The 18,743-nt window shown below is 72.1% G+C and carries 13 protein-coding genes; 7 read left to right on the forward strand and 6 right to left on the reverse strand.

Going from position 1 to position 18,743, the window contains the following annotated elements; translation table 11 throughout:
* Positions 1-3: 3 nt before the first annotated feature.
* From LRS07_RS12850 to argA, 5 genes are all read right to left on the reverse strand, one after another.
* Positions 4-3,036, reverse strand: coding sequence for an EAL domain-containing protein (locus tag LRS07_RS12850; protein ID WP_260498419.1), 3,033 nt, complete (start codon positions 3,034-3,036; stop codon positions 4-6).
* Between the two features lie 195 nt (positions 3,037-3,231).
* On the reverse strand, positions 3,232-3,540 hold the full coding sequence (locus tag LRS07_RS12855; RefSeq protein WP_260498420.1) for an H-NS histone family protein: 309 nt from the start codon (positions 3,538-3,540) through the stop codon (positions 3,232-3,234).
* 69 nt (positions 3,541-3,609) lie between these two features.
* Positions 3,610-4,656 carry an extracellular solute-binding protein gene (locus tag LRS07_RS12860; protein ID WP_260498421.1) on the reverse strand — a complete coding sequence of 349 codons (1,047 nt, stop codon included), beginning with the start codon at positions 4,654-4,656 and terminating at the stop codon, positions 3,610-3,612.
* 71 nt (positions 4,657-4,727) lie between these two features.
* Positions 4,728-5,003 (reverse strand): oxidative damage protection protein, encoded by a 276-nt coding sequence (locus tag LRS07_RS12865; RefSeq protein WP_260498422.1) that lies wholly within the window; start codon positions 5,001-5,003, stop codon positions 4,728-4,730.
* A 22-nt stretch (positions 5,004-5,025) separates the two neighbouring features.
* Positions 5,026-6,375: an amino-acid N-acetyltransferase gene (gene argA / locus LRS07_RS12870; RefSeq protein ID WP_260498423.1), complete on the reverse strand. Its 1,350-nt coding sequence runs from the start codon at positions 6,373-6,375 to the stop codon at positions 5,026-5,028.
* A 107-nt stretch (positions 6,376-6,482) separates the two neighbouring features.
* Here argA and hrpA point away from each other — a divergent pair, with 107 nt between their 5' ends.
* The gene (hrpA, locus tag LRS07_RS12875; protein ID WP_260498424.1) at positions 6,483-10,424 is read left to right on the forward strand and encodes an ATP-dependent RNA helicase HrpA; all 3,942 of its coding nucleotides are present in this window, start codon (positions 6,483-6,485) and stop codon (positions 10,422-10,424) included.
* Positions 10,425-10,486: 62 nt separating this feature from the next.
* Here the strand turns inward: hrpA and serB are convergent, their stop codons facing one another.
* Positions 10,487-11,158, reverse strand: coding sequence for a phosphoserine phosphatase SerB (gene serB, locus LRS07_RS12880; RefSeq protein ID WP_312028298.1), 672 nt, complete (start codon positions 11,156-11,158; stop codon positions 10,487-10,489).
* Between the two features lie 150 nt (positions 11,159-11,308).
* Here serB and LRS07_RS12885 point away from each other — a divergent pair, with 150 nt between their 5' ends.
* From LRS07_RS12885 to LRS07_RS12910, 6 genes are read left to right on the forward strand one after another with little or no spacing between them, the layout of a single operon-like run.
* Entirely contained in the window at positions 11,309-13,675 is a 2,367-nt protein-coding gene (locus LRS07_RS12885) for a bifunctional salicylyl-CoA 5-hydroxylase/oxidoreductase (RefSeq protein WP_260498425.1), read from the forward strand.
* A complete protein-coding gene (locus LRS07_RS12890) occupies positions 13,675-14,424 on the forward strand; it encodes an SDR family NAD(P)-dependent oxidoreductase (protein ID WP_260498426.1) in 750 nt (249 codons plus the stop codon). The genes LRS07_RS12885 and LRS07_RS12890 overlap by 1 nt, the downstream gene beginning before the upstream one ends.
* 58 nt (positions 14,425-14,482) lie before the next feature.
* Complete coding sequence (locus LRS07_RS12895) at positions 14,483-15,031, forward strand: MarR family winged helix-turn-helix transcriptional regulator (RefSeq protein WP_260498427.1); 549 nt, start codon at positions 14,483-14,485, stop codon at positions 15,029-15,031.
* Entirely contained in the window at positions 15,028-15,888 is an 861-nt protein-coding gene (locus LRS07_RS12900; protein ID WP_260498428.1) for an enoyl-CoA hydratase family protein, read from the forward strand. The genes LRS07_RS12895 and LRS07_RS12900 overlap by 4 nt, the downstream gene beginning before the upstream one ends.
* An 11-nt stretch (positions 15,889-15,899) precedes the next feature.
* Positions 15,900-17,060, forward strand: a complete 1,161-nt coding sequence (locus LRS07_RS12905) for an acyl-CoA dehydrogenase family protein (RefSeq protein ID WP_260498429.1) — start codon at positions 15,900-15,902, stop codon at positions 17,058-17,060.
* Positions 17,057-18,718: an AMP-binding protein gene (locus tag LRS07_RS12910; protein WP_260498430.1), complete on the forward strand. Its 1,662-nt coding sequence runs from the start codon at positions 17,057-17,059 to the stop codon at positions 18,716-18,718. The genes LRS07_RS12905 and LRS07_RS12910 overlap by 4 nt, the downstream gene beginning before the upstream one ends.
* Positions 18,719-18,743: the final 25 nt, after the last annotated feature.

Below are 18,743 nucleotides of genomic sequence, written 5' to 3' on the forward strand. Positions count from 1 at the left end.
AGTCTAACGAGCGACCTGCGCGGCCTCGCCGGCGGCGAACGGCCCCTTGTAGTCGCGCACCCAGCGGAACACCTCGTGCGCCGGCATGGGGGCCGACAGGCCGCGGCCCTGGCCGATGTCGCAGCCCAGCTCGATGAGGGTGCGCGCCTGCGCCGGCAGCTCGACGCCCTCGGCCACCACCGAGCAGCCGAAGGTGCGCGCCAGGCCGATCACGCCCTGCACGATGGCCAGGTCCTGGGTGTCGTCCAGCATGTTGTGGACGAAGCTGCGGTCGATCTTGAGCACGTCCACCGGCAGCTGCTTGAGGTAGGTGAGGGTGGAGTAGCCGGTGCCGAAGTCGTCCAGCGAGAAACGCACGCCCAGCCGGCGGCAGCGCTCCATCAGCGCCGAGGTGTAGGCCACGTCGGCCAGGGCGGCGGTCTCCAGCACCTCCAGCTCCAGCCGCGCGCCCAGCGGCCGCGGGTGGCGGGCGAGCAGTTCCGTCAGCCGCTGCACGAAGTCGGGCTCCTGCAGGTGGCGGGCGGAGACGTTGACGCTGATCGACAGGTCCAGCCCCATGCGCTGCCAGTGCGCCAGCTGCTCGAGCGCGTGCTCCAGCACCCAGTCGCCGATGCTGGCCGACAGGCCCGTGGGCTCGATCAGCGGCAGGAACTGCGCCGGCGGCAGCAGGCCGTGCTCGGGGTGGTTCCAGCGCAGCAGCGCCTCCATGCCCAGCACCAGCCCGCGCCGCATGTCGACCTTGGGCTGGTAGTGCAGCACCAGCTCCTGGTGGTCGAGCGCGTCCTGCACCCGGCCGATCGCCATCACGCGTTCCTCGGTGCGCCGGCTGTTCTCCGGGTCGAAGAAGACGTAGCCGTTGCGGCCGCTCTGCTTGGCCGAGTACATCGCGTGGTCGGCATGGCGCAGCAGGGTGTCGGCGTCGCTGCGGTCCAGCGGGTAGACGGTGGCGCCGACGCTGGCGGTGACCACCACCGGGTCGGCGTCGGGGTCCACCGAATAGGGCATGGTGATCACGCGCAGCACCCGTTCGATGGCCAGCCGGGCCTCGTCCAGCGTGTTGGCGCGCAGCAGCAGCACGAACTCGTCGCCGCCCAGGCGGGCGGCGGCGTCCGACCACAGCGCGTTGCTGCGCAGCGCGCCGCGCAGGCGGCCGGCCAGCTCGACCAGCAGCCGGTCGCCGGCGGCGTGGCCGAAGCGGTCGTTGACCGGCTTGAAGTGGTCCAGGTCGAGGTAACACACCGCCAGCAGGAACCCCTCGCGCTCGCTGGCGGCCATCACCTCGCTGAGCATCTGCGACATGCGGGCGCGGTTCGGCAGGCGGGTCAGTTCGTCGAAGTGCGCCTGGCGCTCCAGCCGCTCGCGCTGCTGGCGCTGCTCGGTGATGTCCGAGATGACCAGCGCATGGAAGCGCACCCGCCCGTCGGCGCCCTGCACGGTGGAGATGGTGACCTGCAGCGCGCACAGCTGGGGCGGACCGCCGGGACCCGGCGGCCGGGGCACCAGCATCTCGCCCCGCCAGGTGCCCGAGGCGCGCAGGCTGGCCCACATCGCGGTGTGCTGGCGCCGCGTCGCCTCGTCGGCCCCCGCGGCGTCGAGCAGCGCGGGCACCCGGCCGATCAGCGCCTGGCGCGGCACGCCGGTGATCTGCGAGTAGGTCGGGTTGGCGTCCAGCACGCGCAGCTCGGCGTCGGTGATCAGCAGCCCCTCGTGCAGGTGCTGGAACAGGCTGGCCGACAGGCGCTGGCGTGCCTCGGCCTCGCGGCGTTCGCTGATGTCGGCCAGGGTGGCAACCAGCCGCTGCAGCCGCCCGGCGGCATCGCGCTCGGCGGCCAGCAGGTGAAGTTCGACCCAGCGGTGGTCGCCTCCGGGGCCCAGCCGCAGTTCCAGGCGGGCGGTGTCGCGGCCGCCGGTGGACAGGCCTTCGATCGCCGCCCGCACCCGGCCTGCGTCGTCCTCGTGCACGGCGCGCAGCCAGGCGTCGGGGGTCGGGGCGTCGGCGCCCGACGCCATGCCGAGCAGGTCGCGCCAGCGCCGGGAGAGGTAGGCGCCGTGCTGCGCCAGGTTCCAGTCCGCCACGCCGAGGTCGCTGCCTTCGAGGGCGCGCTGCCAGCGGTCCTCGTTGCGGGCCATCTCCTCGGTCAGCGCGGCCGTCACCAGCGACGACACCGCCAGCAGGCCGAGGTAGGCGGCCAGCAGCGCCAGGCCCTGCGCCGGGCTCTGCGCCTGGGCGAACGGGCCGGCGCCGGCGGCGGTCAGCAGCAGCCCGCCGACGGCGAGCACCAGCACCATCAGCGCGGGCAGCGCCGCGCCGTGCCGCAACGCCAGCCAGCACAGCAGCACGTGCGGCACGAAGGCCAGCGGGGTGAGGTGGGCCGGGGTGTTCTGGCCCTCCACGACGAAGGCGGCCACCGCCATCGCCAGCAGCGCCAGCGAACCCAGCCAGGCCGAACGGGCCCGCGGGCCGGTGAGCGACTGCCGAAGGCCGGACCTGCTGCTCACCAGCAGCGGCACCGCCACCAGCAGCACCGCCAGCGCCTGGCCACCCCAGGCCACCAGCCAGGTCGCGGCCTGCGGCGCCGCGACCAGCCCGCGGAACCAGAGCCAGCCCACATGCCCCGCGGACGCCGGCAGCGCCAGCACGACGCCGGCCGTGGCCACCCGCAGCAGCTGCCGCACGTCCAGGCTGCCGTGGCCGACGAACCGGCGAAGCCCTCGGGCCGCGAGCAGCGCGACCGCGAGCGGCCAGCCGACGACACCGAGCAGGTCGACGCCGTCCATGCCGAGCGCCAATGCCGGCAGGGCCAGCCCGGCGACGCAGGCCGGCAGCAGCCACCGGCCCCAGCGCAGCAGGGCGGCGAGCGCGATCGCGAACGGCGCGCCCAGCAGCAGCGGCTCCGGCCCGAGCGCGGCGAAGCGCTGGCCGAGCACGGCGCAGACGGCGTAGGCGACGAGCACGGCCGCGCTGCCCCACGCACGCCGTTGCCAGTGCAGGCGGGCGGCAGGGCGTGGGGCGGCGCGGCTGGCGCCGGCGGGCATCACGTGCGGTACCGGGACGGACACGGGCAGTCGCGAAGCCCGGAGAACGCGCGGGCGATGGAGTGGGAACAAGAAGGCCGGTCCAAGGACCGGCCGGTGCGAAGCCGGTGACGCCGGCGCTGCGATGCTAGCAGTGGGCGGGACGCTGGGGCACCCCGGGATGCGGGCGGCGACGCACGCCGCGGGGCGCCGCCATCAGACCGAGAACTCCTCGATCTTGTGCCCGGCGGCCAGCGCGTTCTTCAGCCAGTTCGGCTGCAGGCCGCGGCCGGACCAGGTTTCGCCGGTCTGCGGGTTGCGGTACTTCGGCGCGACCTTGCGGCCGGCGGCGGCGCCGCGCGGCGCCGCCGCGGGTTTGCCGGCAATATCGGCGGCGGTCAAGCCATATTCGGCCATGAGGGATTTGACCTTGGCGATCGCGTCCGTTCGCTCCTGCCGTTGCGTCTCGGCGATCTGCTTTTCGAGGCTGGCTTTTTGTGCCAGCAGTTCCTGCAGTGTGGGCAAAGCGGTCTCCTCAATGAAAAACGGCACGGCGAATATTATCACCGTGCCGTTCCGGTCGGAGACAAAAGGTCAGCGGAAACCCACCCGGTCCAGCATCTGCTGCACCCGCACCTGGTTGGCGCCGATCGACGAAACCGGAATCGTCTCCGACTTGAAGCTGCCCAGCGCCTGCAGCGCCGGGTTGTCGGGTTTGAGTCCCGGCACCGCCGGCCATTCGTTGTTGCCGTTGGCGAAATAGGACTGCGCCGAATCGCTGGCCAGGTACTCCAGGAAGCGCACCGCCGCGGCCCGGTGCGGCGCGTGCCGCGCCACCGCCCCGCCGGCGATGTTGAGGTGCGTGCCCCAGCTCTGCTGGTTCGGGAACACGACGGCCACCTTCTCGATGGCCGCCCGGTCGTCCGGGTTGCTGGAACGCATCATCCGCGCGACGTAGTAGCTGTTGCTCAGCGCCACGCCGCATTCGCCGCTGGCGACCGCCTTGATCTGGTCGGTGTCGCCGCCCTTGGGCGCCCGGGCCATGTTGTCGTTGACGGCCTTCAGCCAGGCCTCGGTCTTCTCAGGGCCGAGGTGCTCCAGCACCGCGCCGAACAGCGACAGGTTGTACGGGTGGGAGCCGCTGCGCGTGCACACCTTGCCCTTGAGCTTGGGGTCGGCGAGTTTTTCATAGCTGTCCACGTCGCCGCGCGCCAGGGCCAGCTTGTTGTAGACGATCACCCGCGCCCGGGTGGAAAAGCCGAACCACTGCGAGCCGGTGCCCTCGTCCTTTCCGCGCAATTGGGCTGGAATGCGGGATTCCAGCGTCGGGCTCTTGACCGGCTGGAACAAACCGTCCACCTCGGCACGCCAAAGCCGCGCCGCGTCCACCAGCAGCACCACGTCGGCCGGACTGGAACTGCCTTCGCTCTTCAGCCGCGCGAGAATTCCCGCGTCATCGGCGTCGACCCGGTTGATGCGAATCCCGGTGGCCTTGGTGAAGTTGTCGTACAGCGCCTCGTCGGTGGAATAGTGACGGGCGGAATACAGGTTCAGCACCTGCTCCTGGGCGGTGGCGGGCAGGGCCAGGGCAAAGCCGGCCACGGTGGCCGCGAAGGCGAAAGCGCGTCGAGCGAGGGTCATGCCGGTCCATCGAACTGAAGGGACCGGCAGTGTAGTTGAACGAGAACGATTCTCGTTATATGGCCCGTGGCTCAGGTGGGCGACGGTGGCACGTAGCCCGCCGGCTGCTCGACGGCGCCGCCGAAGAAGAACTGCTCCATCTGCCGCGCCAGGTACTGGCGGGCGCGGGCGTCGGCCAGGTTCAGCCGGTTCTCGTTGACCAGCATGGTCTGGTGGCGCTTCCACAGCTCGAAGGCCTCCTTCGAGATGTTGTCGTAGATGCGCTTGCCCAGCTCGCCGGGGTAGGGCAGGTACTCCAGGCCGTCGGCTTCCTTCTTCAGGTACTGGCACTGCACGGTACGGGGCATCGGGTTCTCTCCGTTTGAGGGTTCAGAGTTTTTTCACGAGGACCTGCGATCGCCGGTCCCAGTTGTAGTGGCGCTTGCGGGCGTCGGGCAGCCAGTCGGCGTCGACCTGCTGGAAGCCGCGCTTCAAGAACCAGTGCATGGTGCGCGTCGTCAGCACGAACAGCGAATCCAGCCCCATCGACCGCGCCCGCTGCTCGATGCGCTTGAGGATGCGCTCGCCATCGCCCTGGCCCTGCACCGCGTCGGAGACGGTGAGGGCCGCCATCTCGCCGGTGCGGGTCTCCGGGTAGGGGTGCAGCGCGGCGCAGCCGAAGATGACGCCGTCGTGCTCGATCACGGTGTAGTGGTCGATGTCGCGTTCGATCTCGGTGCGGTCGCGCTTGACCAGCGTGCCGTCCCGCTCGAAGGGCTCGATCAGCTGCAGGATGCCGCCGATGTCGTCGGCGGTGGCCTCGCGCAGGCTCTCCAGCTTCTCGTCGACGATCATGGTGCCCACCCCGTCGTGGGTGAACACCTCCATCAGCAGCCCGCCGTCGACCTGGAAGGGCAGGATGTGCACCCGCTCCACGCCGTGCTCGGCGGCCTTCACCGCGTGCTGCAGGTAGAAGGCGGTGTCGGTGGGCTGCTTGGGGTCGGGCAGCGACTGCAGCAGGCGCCGCGCCTCGGCGAGCGCCAGCTCCTGGTCGATCTCGCGCTCGTCGTCGCTGGGGTCGGCGGTCGGGTCCAGCGGCACGCCGCGCACCTCGGTGATGAAGATCAGCTTGTCGGCCTGCAGGCTGATGGCGGCGCTGGTCGCCAGGTCCTCCATGCTGAGGTTGAACGCCTCGCCGGTGGGCGAGAAGCCGAAGGGCGACAGCAGCACCAGGGCGCCCGCCTCCAGCGAACGGCGAACGCCCAGGCCGTCGATCTTGCGCACCAGGCCGGTGTGCTGGAAGTCGACGCCGTCGACGATGCCCACCGGCCGGGCGGTGACGAAGTTGCCGGAGATGACGCGGATCTGGCTGCCGGCCATCGGCGTGTTGGGCAGCCCTTGCGAGAACGCGGCCTCGATCTCGTAGCGCAGCTGGCCGGCGGCCTCCTGCGCCGCGTCCAGCGCCGCCGCGTCGGTGATGCGCATGCCGTGGCTGAAGCGCGAGACCACGCCCTTGGCGGCGAGCTGCTCCTCCACCTGCGGGCGGAAGCCGTGCACCAGCACCACCTTGATGCCCATGGCGTGGATCAGCGCCAGGTCCTGCACGAAGGTGTTCAGCTTGCCGGCGGCGATCAGCTCGCCGGCGATGCCGACGACGAAGGTCTTGCCGCGGTGCGCGTGGATGTAGGGCGCCACCGAACGGAACCACGGCACGAAGGTGTGGGGGAAGACCAGGCTCATCGCGGCGACGGCTTCGTGGCGGTGGAGGGAGCCTCGGCTCCCGAAGGGCGGGCATTGTGCAGCATGCAAAACGGCCGCAGAGGCGGGGCCGATAATCCGCGCCCCTCATGAAACCGGCGCTTCCCCCCATCGACCGCACCGTGCGTCCCGACCGCGAGCGCGCGGCACCCGTCCCCGGCGCGGAGCGGCAGCGGCGCGCCCCGCGCCCCGCCACGCCGGTGCCGCCGATCGCCTTCCCCGAGTCGCTGCCCGTCAGCGCCCGCCGCGACGAGATCGCGCGGGCGATGCAGGACCACCAGGTGGTGATCGTCAGCGGCGAGACCGGCTCGGGCAAGACCACGCAGCTGCCCAAGATCGCGCTGTCGCTGGGCCGCGGCCGCGGCGCCGGCGGCGCGGGGCTGATCGGCCACACCCAGCCGCGGCGCATCGCGGCGTCGTCGGTGGCCAAGCGCATCGCCGAGGAGTTGGACTCGCCGCTGGGCGAGGTGGTGGGCTACAAGGTGCGCTTCCAGGACCGGCTGCAGCCCGGCGCCTCGGTCAAGCTGATGACCGACGGCATCCTGCTCGCCGAGACGCAGACCGACCCCGAGCTGCGCGCCTACGACACGCTCATCATCGACGAGGCGCACGAGCGCAGCCTCAACATCGACTTCCTGCTCGGTTACCTGCGGCAGCTGCTGCCGCGGCGGCCGGACCTGAAGGTGGTGATCACCTCGGCGACCATCGACGCGGAGCGCTTCGCCAGGCACTTCGCCGGCGCCGATGGCCCGGCGCCCGTCATCAGCGTCTCCGGCCGGCTGTTCCCGGTCGAGCAGCGCTGGCGGCCGTATGAGGAGAGCCGCAGCTTCGACCTCAACGACGCCATCGCCGACGCGGTCGACGAACTGTGGCGCGAAGGCTCCGGCGACATCCTCGTGTTCCTGCCCGGCGAACGCGAGATCCGCGAGGCCGCCGACCACCTTCGCCGCCACGCGGCGGCCGACGCGCGGCGCGGCCCGGTGGAGGTGCTGCCGCTGTTCTCCCGCCTGTCGCAGGCCGAGCAGGACCAGGTGTTCCGGCCCGGCAACGGCCGCCGCATCGTGCTGGCCACCAACGTGGCCGAGACCTCGCTCACCGTGCCCGGCATCCGCTACGTCGTCGACAGCGGGCTGGCGCGGGTCAAGCGCTACAGCTACCGCAACAAGGTCGAGCAGCTGCAGGTGGAGGCGGTCAGCCAGGCCGCCGCCAACCAGCGCGCCGGCCGCTGCGGCCGCGTGGCCGACGGCGTCTGCATCCGGCTCTACGACGAACAGGACTTCGCCGGCCGGCCGCGTTTCACCGACCCGGAGATCCTGCGCTCGTCGCTGGCCGGCGTGATCCTGCGCATGAAGGCGCTGCGCCTGGGCGAGATCGAGGACTTCCCCTTCGTCGAGCCGCCGCGGCCGAAGGCCATCGCCGACGGCCACGCGCTGCTGGCCGAGCTGGGCGCGGTGGACGGCGCCAACGCGCTGACCGCCATCGGCCGCGAACTGGCCCGCCTGCCGCTGGACCCGCGCATCGGCCGGATGATCCTGGAGGCGCGCGAGCGCCAGGCGCTGGCCGAGGTGCTGGTCATCGCCGCCGCCCTGAGCGTGCAGGACGTGCGCGACCGCCCGCTCGATCAGCAGCAGGCCGCCGACCAGAAGCACAAGCCCTTCGACGACGAGAAGAGCGAGTTCGCCGGCACGCTGAAGCTGTGGCAGTGGATCGAGGCCGGCCGCGGGGTGCACGGGCACGCGGACGCGTCGGCGCAGAAGGTGGACACCCACAAGCTGTCCAACCGCCAGCAGGAGCAGCGGCTGCGCGAGCACTTCATCAGCCCGCGTCGGGTGCGCGAATGGCGCGACATCCACAGCCAGCTGCACACCGTGGTGGCCGAGCAGGGCTGGCGCCTCAACGGCACGCCCGCCACCTACGAGCAGCTGCACCTGTCGCTGCTGGCCGGGCTGCTCGGCAACGTTGGGCTGAAGTCCGACGAGGACGACTGGTACCTCGGCGCCCGCGGCATCAAGTTCTGGAAGCACCCCGGCGCCAACCTGTCGAAGAAGCCGGCGCGCTGGATCATGGTGGCCGAGCTGGTGGAGACCACGCGGCTCTTCGGCCGCGGCATCGCCGCCATCGAGCCGCCGTGGCTGGAGCGCCTGGGCGGCCACCTGCTGCAGCGGCAGCTGTCCGACCCGCAATGGGACCGCAAGACCGCCGAGGTCATCGCCCACGAGCGCGGCACGCTGTACGGCCTGCCGGTGTACAGCGGCCGGCGGGTCAACTTCGCCCGCGTCGACCCCGCCGCGGCGCGCGAGGTCTTCATCCGCCAGGCGCTGGTCGAAGGGGAATGGGAGTCGCCGCTGCCCTTCCTCGCCCACAACCGCAAGCTGATGCGCCAGGTGCAGGAGCTGGAGCACAAGTCGCGCCGGCAGGACGTGCTGGTCGACGACGCGCTGATCTTCGGCTTCTACGACGCCCAGCTGCCGGCCGACGTCGCCAGCGGCCGCGCGCTGGAGCGCTGGTGGCGCGAGGCCAGCCGCGACAACCCCAAGCTGCTGCACCTCAGCCGCGAGGAGCTGATGCGGCACGAGGCGGCGGGCGTGACCACGGACGCCTTCCCGAAGCTGGTGCGGCTGGGCGGCGTGGACTGCGCCGCCACCTACCTGCACGAGCCGGGCGACGCCCGCGACGGCCTCACCGTCACCGTGCCGCTGTTCGCGCTCAACCAGGTCAGCGAGGAGCGCTGCGAATGGCTGGTGCCCGGCATGCTCAAGGACAAGGTGGCGGCGCTGGTGAAGAGCCTGCACCAGAAGCCGCGCGCCCGCGTGCAGCCGGTGGCCGACTTCGTCGCCGAGTTCTGCGAGCTGGCGCCCTTCGGCGAGGGCAGCCTGCTGCAGCGCCTGCTGGAGGCGGTGCGCGAGCGCACGCAGCTGGCGGTGCAGCGCAACGACTTCAAGCTGGAGACGCTGTCGCTGCACCACTTCATGAACGTCCGGGTGGTCGACGAACACGGGCGGCAGTTGGGCATGGGCCGCCAGCTGGCGGCGCTGAAGTCCGAACTGGGCGGGCAGGCGCGGTCGGCCTTCCAGGCGCTGGCCAGCCTGAAGGTGAAAACGGCGGTGGAGGCCGTACCAACGGGCAAGGGCGCCGCGCCCACGCCCGCCGCGCCGGCGAAGGCCGCCGGCCCTGCCGTGGCCGCCGGCGCCCGCCACACCGCTTGGGACTTCGGCGAACTGCCCGAGCTGATGGAGCTGCAGCAGCGCGGCCAGACGCTGGTCGGCTTCCCGGCGCTGATCGACAAGGGCACGCACGTCGAGATCGGGGTCTTCGACGAACCCGAGGTCGCGGCCACCCGGCACCGCGCCGGCCTGCGCCGGCTGCTGTCACTGCAGCTGAAGGAGCCGATCAAGGCGCTGGAGAAGCAGCTGCCCGAGCTGCAGAAGATGGCCGTGCTCTACATGCCGCTGGGCACGCCGGAGGAACTGCGCGGCCAGATCCTCGACGTGGCGCTGGACCGGGCCTTCCTGAACGCGCCGCTGCCCACCGACAAGGCCAGCTTCGACGCCCGGCTGGCCGAAGGCCGCGGCCGCTTCGTGCTGATCGCGCAGGAAGTGGCGCGGCTGGCGCTGACGGTGCTCACCGAGGGGGCGGCCGCCCAGCGCAAGCTCAAGGACAGCCGGCCGCCGAAGGAGGTCAGCGACGACATCGACGCGCAGCTCAAGCGCCTGGTGCCCAAGCGCTTCCTGCTCGACACGCCGTGGGAGGCGCTGGCGCACCTGCCGCGTTACCTCAAGGGCGTGGTGCTGCGGCTGGACAAGTCGCGCGCCGACCCGGCGCGCGACGCCCAGCGCCTGGCGGAGCTGAAGCCGCTGGAGCAGCGTTGGACACGCCGCCTGGCCGAACGCAAGGGCGTGCACGACCCGCGGCTGGAGGAATTCCGCTGGCTGCTGGAAGAGCTGCGCGTGAGCCTGTTCGCGCAGGAACTGCGCACGCCGCAGCCGGTGAGCGTGAAGCGGCTGGAGAAGGCCTGGGCGCAGATGGCCTGAAGGGAGCCCCCTGGGAGTGCCCAGCCGGCTTGGGGCGGGCCGGCGCGGGCGGACCCGGCCGCTCAGGCGAACAGCTCGAGCAGCCGGTCCAGCCCGCCGGCCTCGATCGACACCATGGCCTGCTCGCGCACCTTGGGCTTGGCGTGGTAGGCCACCGACAGGCCGGCGACGCCCATCATCGGCAGGTCGTTGGCGCCGTCGCCCACCGCGATGGCCTGCGAGGGCTGCAGGTTGAGCCGCTCGCAGGTGGCCAGCAGCATGTGGCGCTTGGCCTCGCCGTCGCAGATGTCGCCCCAGAACTGCGGCACCACCCGGCCGGTGAGCCGGCCCTCGCGGTCGAAGGCCAGCAGGTTGCTGCGCACGAAGTCGATGCCCAGCCGCTCGGCCACGCGGTCGGCGAAGAAGCTGAAGCCGCCGGAGACCAGCAGCACCTTCAGGCCGTGCTGCTTGGCGGTGGCGACCAGCGTCTCGGCGCCGGGGCTGATGCGCAGCCGCTCGTCGAGCACCTGCTGCAGCTGCGCGGTGGAGACCCCCTTCAGCAGCGCCAGCCGGCGGCGCAGGCTGTCCTTGAAGTCGGTGATCTCGCCGCGCATCGCCGCTTCGGTGATGGCGGCCACCTCGGCCTTGCGGCCGGCGGCGTCGGCGATCTCGTCGATGCACTCGATGGTGATCAGCGTCGAGTCCATGTCGAAAGCGATCAGGCCGTAGTCGGCCCAGCGCAGCGGCGGGGACACGTTGCGCAGGACGAGGCCGGGGGAGCTTGGAGGGCGTCGGTCATGTCCGGCGATGTTAGTCCCTGCGACTGTGGGTCGCGCCGTAGATGCTTGACACCTAAACCATGCAGACCTAAAGTGCCTGCGTCGCGTCGTCGTGAAAGGGCTGGCATGCGCATCACCTGCATCGGCGGCGGTCCCGCCGGCCTGTACCTGGCCCTGCTGATGAAGCGCGCCGACCCGGCGCACCAGGTCACGGTGCTGGAACGCAACCGCGCCGGCGACACCTTCGGCTGGGGCGTGGTGTTCTCCGACCAGACGCTGGCCGCGCTGCAGCAGGCCGACGCGACCACCGCGACGCAGATCCTCGACGCCTTCAACCACTGGGACGACATCGAGGTCCACTTCCAGGGCCGCCGCCTGCGGTCCTCCGGCCACGGCTTCTGCGGCATCGGCCGCAAGCGGCTGCTCAACATCCTGCAGGACCGCTGCATTGAACTGGGCGTGGACCTGCGCTACGAGTGCGACGTCGCCGACGATTCGCAGGTCGAGGCCGACCTCATCGTCGCCTGCGACGGGCTGAACAGCCGCGTGCGCACCCGTCACGCCGCCGTCTTCCAGCCAGACATCGACCTGCGGCGCTGCCGTTTCGTCTGGCTGGGCACGCACAAGCTGTTCGACGCCTTCACCTTCGCCTTCGAGAAGACCGAGTGGGGCTGGTTCCAGGCCCACGCCTACCGCTTCGACGACAAGACCTCCACCTTCATCGTCGAGGCGCCGGAAGACGTGTGGCGCGCCGCCGGCCTGGCCGACATGGGCAAGGAGGAGGGCATCAACTTCTGCGAGCGCCTGTTCGCCAAGTACCTCGACGGCCATGCGCTGATGTCCAACGCGGCGCACCTGCGCGGCTCCTCGCAGTGGATCCGCTTCCCGCGCGTGGTCTGCCGCACCTGGGTGCAGCCGGCCGGCGGCGCCGACGGCCGCACGCCGGTGGTGCTGATGGGCGACGCGGCGCACACCGCGCACTTCTCGATCGGCTCCGGCACCAAGCTGGCGGTGGAGGACGCGATCGACCTCGCCGCCAGCCTGCAGGCGCACCCCGGCGACCTGCCCGGCGCGCTGCAGGCCTACGAGGCGCGGCGCAGCGTCGAGGTGCTGAAGATCCAGAACGCGGCGCGCAACTCCACCGAGTGGTTCGAGAACGTCGAGCGCCACGCGCGGCTGGCGCCCGAGCAGTTCGCCTACTCGCTGCTCACCCGGTCGCAGCGCATCTCGCACGAGAACCTGCGCCAGCGCGACGCGGCCTACGTCGGCGGGGTCGAGCACTGGCTGGCCGAGCGCGCCGGGTTGCACGCCGAGGCGCCGGTGCCGCCGATGTTCACGCCCTTCACCCTGCGCGGGCTGACGTTGAAGAACCGCGTCGTCGTCTCGCCGATGGCGCAGTACAGCGCGGTCGACGGCCTGCCCACCGACCACCACCTGGTGCACCTGGGCGCGCGGGCGCTGGGCGGCGCCGGGCTGGTGTTCGCCGAGATGACCTGCCCCTCGCCGGACGCGCGCATCACCCCCGGCTGCCCGGGGCTGTGGAACGACGCGCAGACGGCGGCCTGGCAGCGCATCGTCGACTACGTGCATGGCAGCACCAGCGCCAAGATCGCGATGCAGCTGGGGCATGCCGGCCCGAAAGGCTCCACCCGCGCGCCCTGGGACGGCGAGGACCTGCCGCTGGCCGAGGGCAACTGGCCGCTGGTCTCCGCCTCGCCCCAGCAGTACCTCGACGGGGTGAGCGATTGGGCGCCGGCCGCCACCCGCGAGGACATGGACCGCATCACCGCCGACTTCGTCGCCGCCACCCGCCGGGCGGCCGAGGCCGGCTTCGACTGGCTGGAGCTGCACTGCGCGCACGGCTACCTGCTGTCGGCCTTCCTGTCGCCGCTGACCAACCAGCGCACCGACGAGTACGGCGGCTCACTGGAGAACCGTCTGCGCTGGCCGCTGGCGGTGTTCAAGGCGATGCGCGCGGCCTGGCCCGCGGACAAGCCGATGTCGGTGCGCCTCTCGGCGCACGACTGGGTGCCCGGCGGCAACACGCCGGCCGATGCGGTCGAGATCGCGCGCGCCTTCAAGGCCGCCGGCTGCGACCTGATCGACGTCTCGTCCGGCCAGGTGAGCAAGCGGCAGAAGCCGGTGTACGGCCGCATGTACCAGACGCCGTTCGCCGAAGCCGTGCGCAACGAGGTGGGCATCGCCACCATGGCGGTGGGCGCCATCTCCGAGGCCGACCATGTGAACAGCATCGTCGCCGCCGGCCGTGCCGACCTCTGCGCCATCGCCCGGCCGCACCTGGCCAACCCGGCGTGGACGCTGCTGGAGGCGGCACGCATCGGCCACACCAACGGCATCGGCGCCGACTGGCCGAAGCAGTACCTGTCCGGCAAGTCCCAGCTCGAACGCAACCTGGAGCGCGAGCGCGCCCTGGCCGCGCAGACCGCCGGCCTGTCGGCGCAGGAACAGGCCAACCTGGCGCTGGGGGTGTGATGCGCGACCTGCATGCGGTGGTCACCGGCGGCGGCAGCGGCATCGGCGCGGCGATCGCCCGCGCGCTGGCGGCCGAGGGCGTGCGGCTCACGCTGATGGGCCGCAGCCTGGAGCGCCTGCAGGCGCTGGGGCTGCCCGGTGCCGCCTGTGTCGCGGCCGATGTGGGCGACGAAGCCTCGGTGCAGCGCGCCTTCGCCGAGGCGGCGGCGGGCCATGGCCCGGTCGGCCTGCTGGTCAACAACGCCGGCCAGGCCGACAGCGCGCCCTTCAACCGCACCGACCTGGCCCTGTGGCGGCGCATGCTGGACGTCAACCTCACCGGCACCTTCCTGTGCACGCAGCAGGTGCTGCCGGGCATGGTCGAACGCGGCTTCGGCCGCATCGTCAACGTGGCCAGCACCGCCTCGCTCAAGGGCTATGCCTATGTGGCGGCCTACTGCGCGGCCAAGCACGGCGTGCTGGGCCTGACCCGCGCGCTGGCGCTGGAGGTGGCGAAGAAGGGCGTCACCGTCAACGCGGTGTGCCCCGGCTACACCGACACCGACATCGTCGAGCGGGCGGTGCACGAGATCACCGCCAAGACCGGCCGCAGCGCCGAGCAGGCGCGGGCCGAGCTGGCCGCCACCAACCCGCAGCGCCGACTGGTGCAGCCCGACGAGGTGGCGCAGGCGGTGCTGTGGCTGTGCCGGCGCGAGTCGGCCTCGGTCAACGGCCAGTCCATCGCCGTCGATGGGGGAGAGACCGCATGAGCGCGCCGGGCCGCCCCCAAGCGCGAATCCCGGAGCGCTGTGCGCGGAGGGCTACCCAATGAACGCCGTCGCCGAGGACATCACCGACCTCGAATCCAGGGTGGCCGACGACCACCACCAGGCCTTGAAGCTCTGGCTGCGCCTGCTGGCCTGCACCACGCGGGTGGAGACCATCATCCGCAACCGGCTGCGCGCCGAGTTCAACACCACGCTGCCGCGCTTCGACCTGCTGGCGCAGCTGGAGCGCGAGCCCGCCGGCCTGACCATGGGCGAGCTGTCGCAGCGGCTGATGGTCACCGGCGGCAACGTCACCGGCGTGACCGACCAGCTGGAGGCGGAAGGGCTGGTCAAGCGCGAGCCGCACCCCACCGACCGGCGCGCGTACGTGGTGCAGCTCACGCCGCTGGGCCGCCGCCAGTTCCGCCGCATGGCGGCTGTGCACGAGCAGTGGGTGATCGAGCTCTTCGCCGGCCTGGACACGGCGCAGAAGGACCAGGCGTATGCGCTGCTCGCGCAGCTGAAGCAGCACCTGGCCGGCGTCGACGCCGCCGCACCGCCGACGCCCGCCCGGCGTGGCGCCAAGCACCTGAAGGGGAAGACCGCATGACAACCCGCCTCGATCCCGCCGCCGATCCGCTGGCCGCCGGCCACCGCCGCCGCGCCGCCGACCTGACGCCGCAGCACTTCGGCTGGCGGGTGACCGACCGCGTGGGCGTGATCACCCTCAACCGGCCGGAGCGCAAGAACCCGCTGACCTTCGACTCGTACGCCGAGCTGCGCGACCTGTTCCGCCTATTGGCCTATGCCGACGACGTGAAGGCGATCGTGGTGCAGGGCGAGGGCGGCAACTTCTGCTCGGGCGGCGACGTGCACGAGATCATCGGCCCGCTGACCCGCATGGCCATGCCCGAGCTGCTGGCCTTCACCCGCATGACGGGCGACCTGGTCAAGGCCATGCGGGCCTGCCCGCAGCCGGTGTTCTCGGCCATCGACGGCGTGTGCGCCGGGGCCGGCGCCATCGTCGCCATGGCGTCCGACCTGCGGCTGGGCACGGCGCGCAGCAAGGTGGCCTTCCTGTTCTCGCGCGTGGGGCTGGCCGGCTGCGACATGGGCGCCTGCGCGATGCTGCCGCGCCTCATCGGCCAAGGGCGGGCGTCGGAGCTGCTGTACACCGGCCGCGCGCTGCCGGGCGAGGAAGCGCTGGCCTGGGGCTTCTACAACCGGCTGGTCGCTCCGGAGGAGCTGCTAGGCGCCGCCACCGCCTGGGCCGCGGAGCTGGTCGCCGGCCCCACCTTCGCCCATGGCATGACCAAGCGCATGCTCCATCAGGAATGGGCCATGGGCGTGGACGAGGCCATCGAAGCCGAGGCGCAGGCGCAGGCCATCTGCATGATGACGCAGGACTTCCACCGCGCGTACGAGGCCTTCGCGGCGAAGTCGAAGCCGGTGTTCCAAGGCGATTGAGGGCAGGCCACATGGACCGCGCCCACCTCGACTGGCCCTTCTTCGAGCCGCACCACCGCGCCTTCGCCGCGGCGCTGGGCGACTGGGCGTTGGCCTCGCTGCAGCCCGACCACGCGCCCGACGTCGACGCGCAGTGCAGGGCGCTGGTGCGCCAGCTCGGCCAGGCCGGCTGGCTGCGCCATGCGGTGGCCGGCACCGGCCACGGCGGCGCGGCCGACGTGCTCGACACCCGCATCCTCTGCCTGGCGCGCGAGACGCTGGCCTGGCACCACGGCCTGGCTGATTTCGCCTTCGCCATGCAGGGCCTGGGCTCGGGCGCCATCTCGCTGCAGGGCACGGCCGCGCAGCGCGAGCGCTGGCTGCCGCGGGTGGCGCGCGGCGAGGCGATTGCCGCCTTCGCGCTGTCCGAGCCGGGCGCCGGCTCCGACGTGGCGGCCATGGCCTGCAGCGCGCGCGACGACGGCGACGCCTACGTGCTCGACGGCGAGAAGACCTGGATCTCCAACGGCGGCATCGCCGACCTGTACGTGGTCTTCGCCCGCACCGGCGAAGCGGCCGGCGCCCGCGGCATCAGCGCCTTCGTGGTCGAGGCCGGCACGCCGGGCTTTGACATCGCCGAGCGCATCGACGTCATCGCGCCGCACCCGCTGGCGCGGCTGCGATTCACCGGCTGCCGGGTGCCCAAGGCCCAGCGCATCGGCGAGGCCGGCGAGGGCTTCAAGGTGGCCATGCGCACGCTCGACGTCTTCCGCACCTCGGTGGCGGCGGCGGCGTTGGGCTTCGGCCGGCGGGCGCTGCACGAGGGGCTGCAGCGCGCCCGGCAGCGCCCGATGTTCGGCCAGCGCCTGGGCGACTTCCAGCTCACCCAGGCCAAGCTGGCCGACATGGCGACCACGCTGGACGCCGCCGCGCTGCTGACCTACCGCGCCGCCTGGCAGCGCGACCAGGGCCGCGGCGTCACCCGCGAAGCCGCGATGGCCAAGCTGAGCGCCACCGAGGGCGCGCAGCGTGTCATCGACGCGGCGGTGCAGCTGTTCGGCGGCGAAGGCGTGCGCCATGGCCAAGTGGTGGAGTCGCTGTACCGCGAGATCCGCGCCCTGCGCATCTACGAAGGCGCCACCGAGGTGCAGCAACTGATCATCGGCCGCGACCTGTTGAAGGAGGCGTCATGACCGCGCACGTCGACACCTTTGCGAAGGACCGCCTGCCGCCGCCGGAGCAGCAGCCGGACTTCCTCTTCGACCGGCCCGAGCTGCAGTTCCCGCCGCAGCTGAACTGCGCCGCCGAGCTGCTCGACCGCTGGGTCGACTGCGGCCAGGGCGACCGGCTGTGCCTGCAGGGCCCCGGCGTGCGCTGGACCTACGAGCAGCTGCAGGCCGAGGTGAACCGCATCGCCAACGTGCTGGTGCACGACTGCGGCCTGGTGCCCGGCCAGCGCGTGCTGCTGCGCGGCCCCAACGCGCCGCGGCTGGTGGCCTGCTGGTTCGCGGTGGTCAAGGCCGGCGGCATTGCGGTGGGCAGCATGCCGCTGCTGCGCGCCAAGGAGCTGTGCCAGATCGTGCAGAAGGCCGAGATCGGCCTGGCGCTGTGCGACGCCCGCCTGGCCGACGAACTGGCGCTGGCGCGGCCGCAGTGCCCCAGCCTGCAGCGGGTGCTGCACTACCACGGCGACGCACCCGACGGCGCGCCGACGCTGGAGGCGCTGGCCGCCGCCCAGCCGGCCACCTTCGACGCCGTGCCCACCGCGGCCGACGACACCTGCCTCATCGCCTTCACCTCGGGCACCACCGGCGCGCCGAAGGGCACCATGCACTTCCACCGCGACGTGATGGCCGCCTGCGCCTGCTGGCCGGTGCACACGCTGAAGGCCACGCCCGACGACGTGTTCATTGGCAGCCCGCCGCTGGCCTTCACCTTCGGGCTGGGCGGGCTGGTGCTGTTCCCGATGAGCATCGGCGCCTCCACCGTGCTGATCGAGAAGGCGACGCCGGAGGCACTGCCCGCCGCCATCGAGCGGTTCAAGGCGACGGTGTGCTTCACCGCGCCCACCGCCTACCGCGCGATGGCGGCCAAGGTGGCGCCGCACGACCTGCGTTCGCTGCGCAAGTGCGTCAGCGCCGGCGAGGCGCTGCCGGCGGCCACGCGCGCGCTGTGGAAGCAGGCCACCGGCATCGAGCTGATCGACGGCATCGGCGCCACCGAGCTGCTGCACATCTTCATCTCGCACACCGACGACGAGGCCCGGCCCGGTGCCACCGGAAAGCTGGTGCCGGGTTACGTGGCCTGCGTGGTCGACGAGCAGTTGCAGCCGCTGCCGCCCAACACCGTCGGCCGGTTGGCGGTGAAGGGGCCGACCGGCTGCCGCTACCTGGCCGACGAGCGCCAACGGCGCTACGTGCAGGACGGCTGGAACATCACCGGCGACGCCTACTGGGTCGACGACGACGGCTGGTTCCACTACCAGTCGCGCGTCGACGACATGATCATCTCCGGCGGCTACAACATCGGCGGCCCGGAGGTGGAGGACTGCCTGCTGCAGCACCCGGCGGTGGCCGAATGCGCGGTCATCGGCTGGCCCGACGAGGAGCGCGGGCAGGTGGTCAAGGCCTTCGTCGTGCCGCGCCCCAGCCACACGCCGGGCGAGGCGCTGGTGCGCGCGCTGCAGGACCACGTCAAGGCGTCGATCGCGCCCTACAAGTACCCGCGCGCCATCGAGTTCCGCGATTCGCTGCCCCGCACCGAGACCGGCAAGCTGCAGCGCTTCAAGCTGCGCGAAGCTGCGGCAACGAGCGCCGCCGCCGCTTCGTCCACCGCACAGGCCCCCGCATGACGACGACCGCCGCCTCCCCCCCAAC

It is taken from the genome of Aquabacterium sp. J223 (genome assembly GCF_024666615.1).
GTDB lineage: Bacteria > Pseudomonadota > Gammaproteobacteria > Burkholderiales > Burkholderiaceae_C > J223.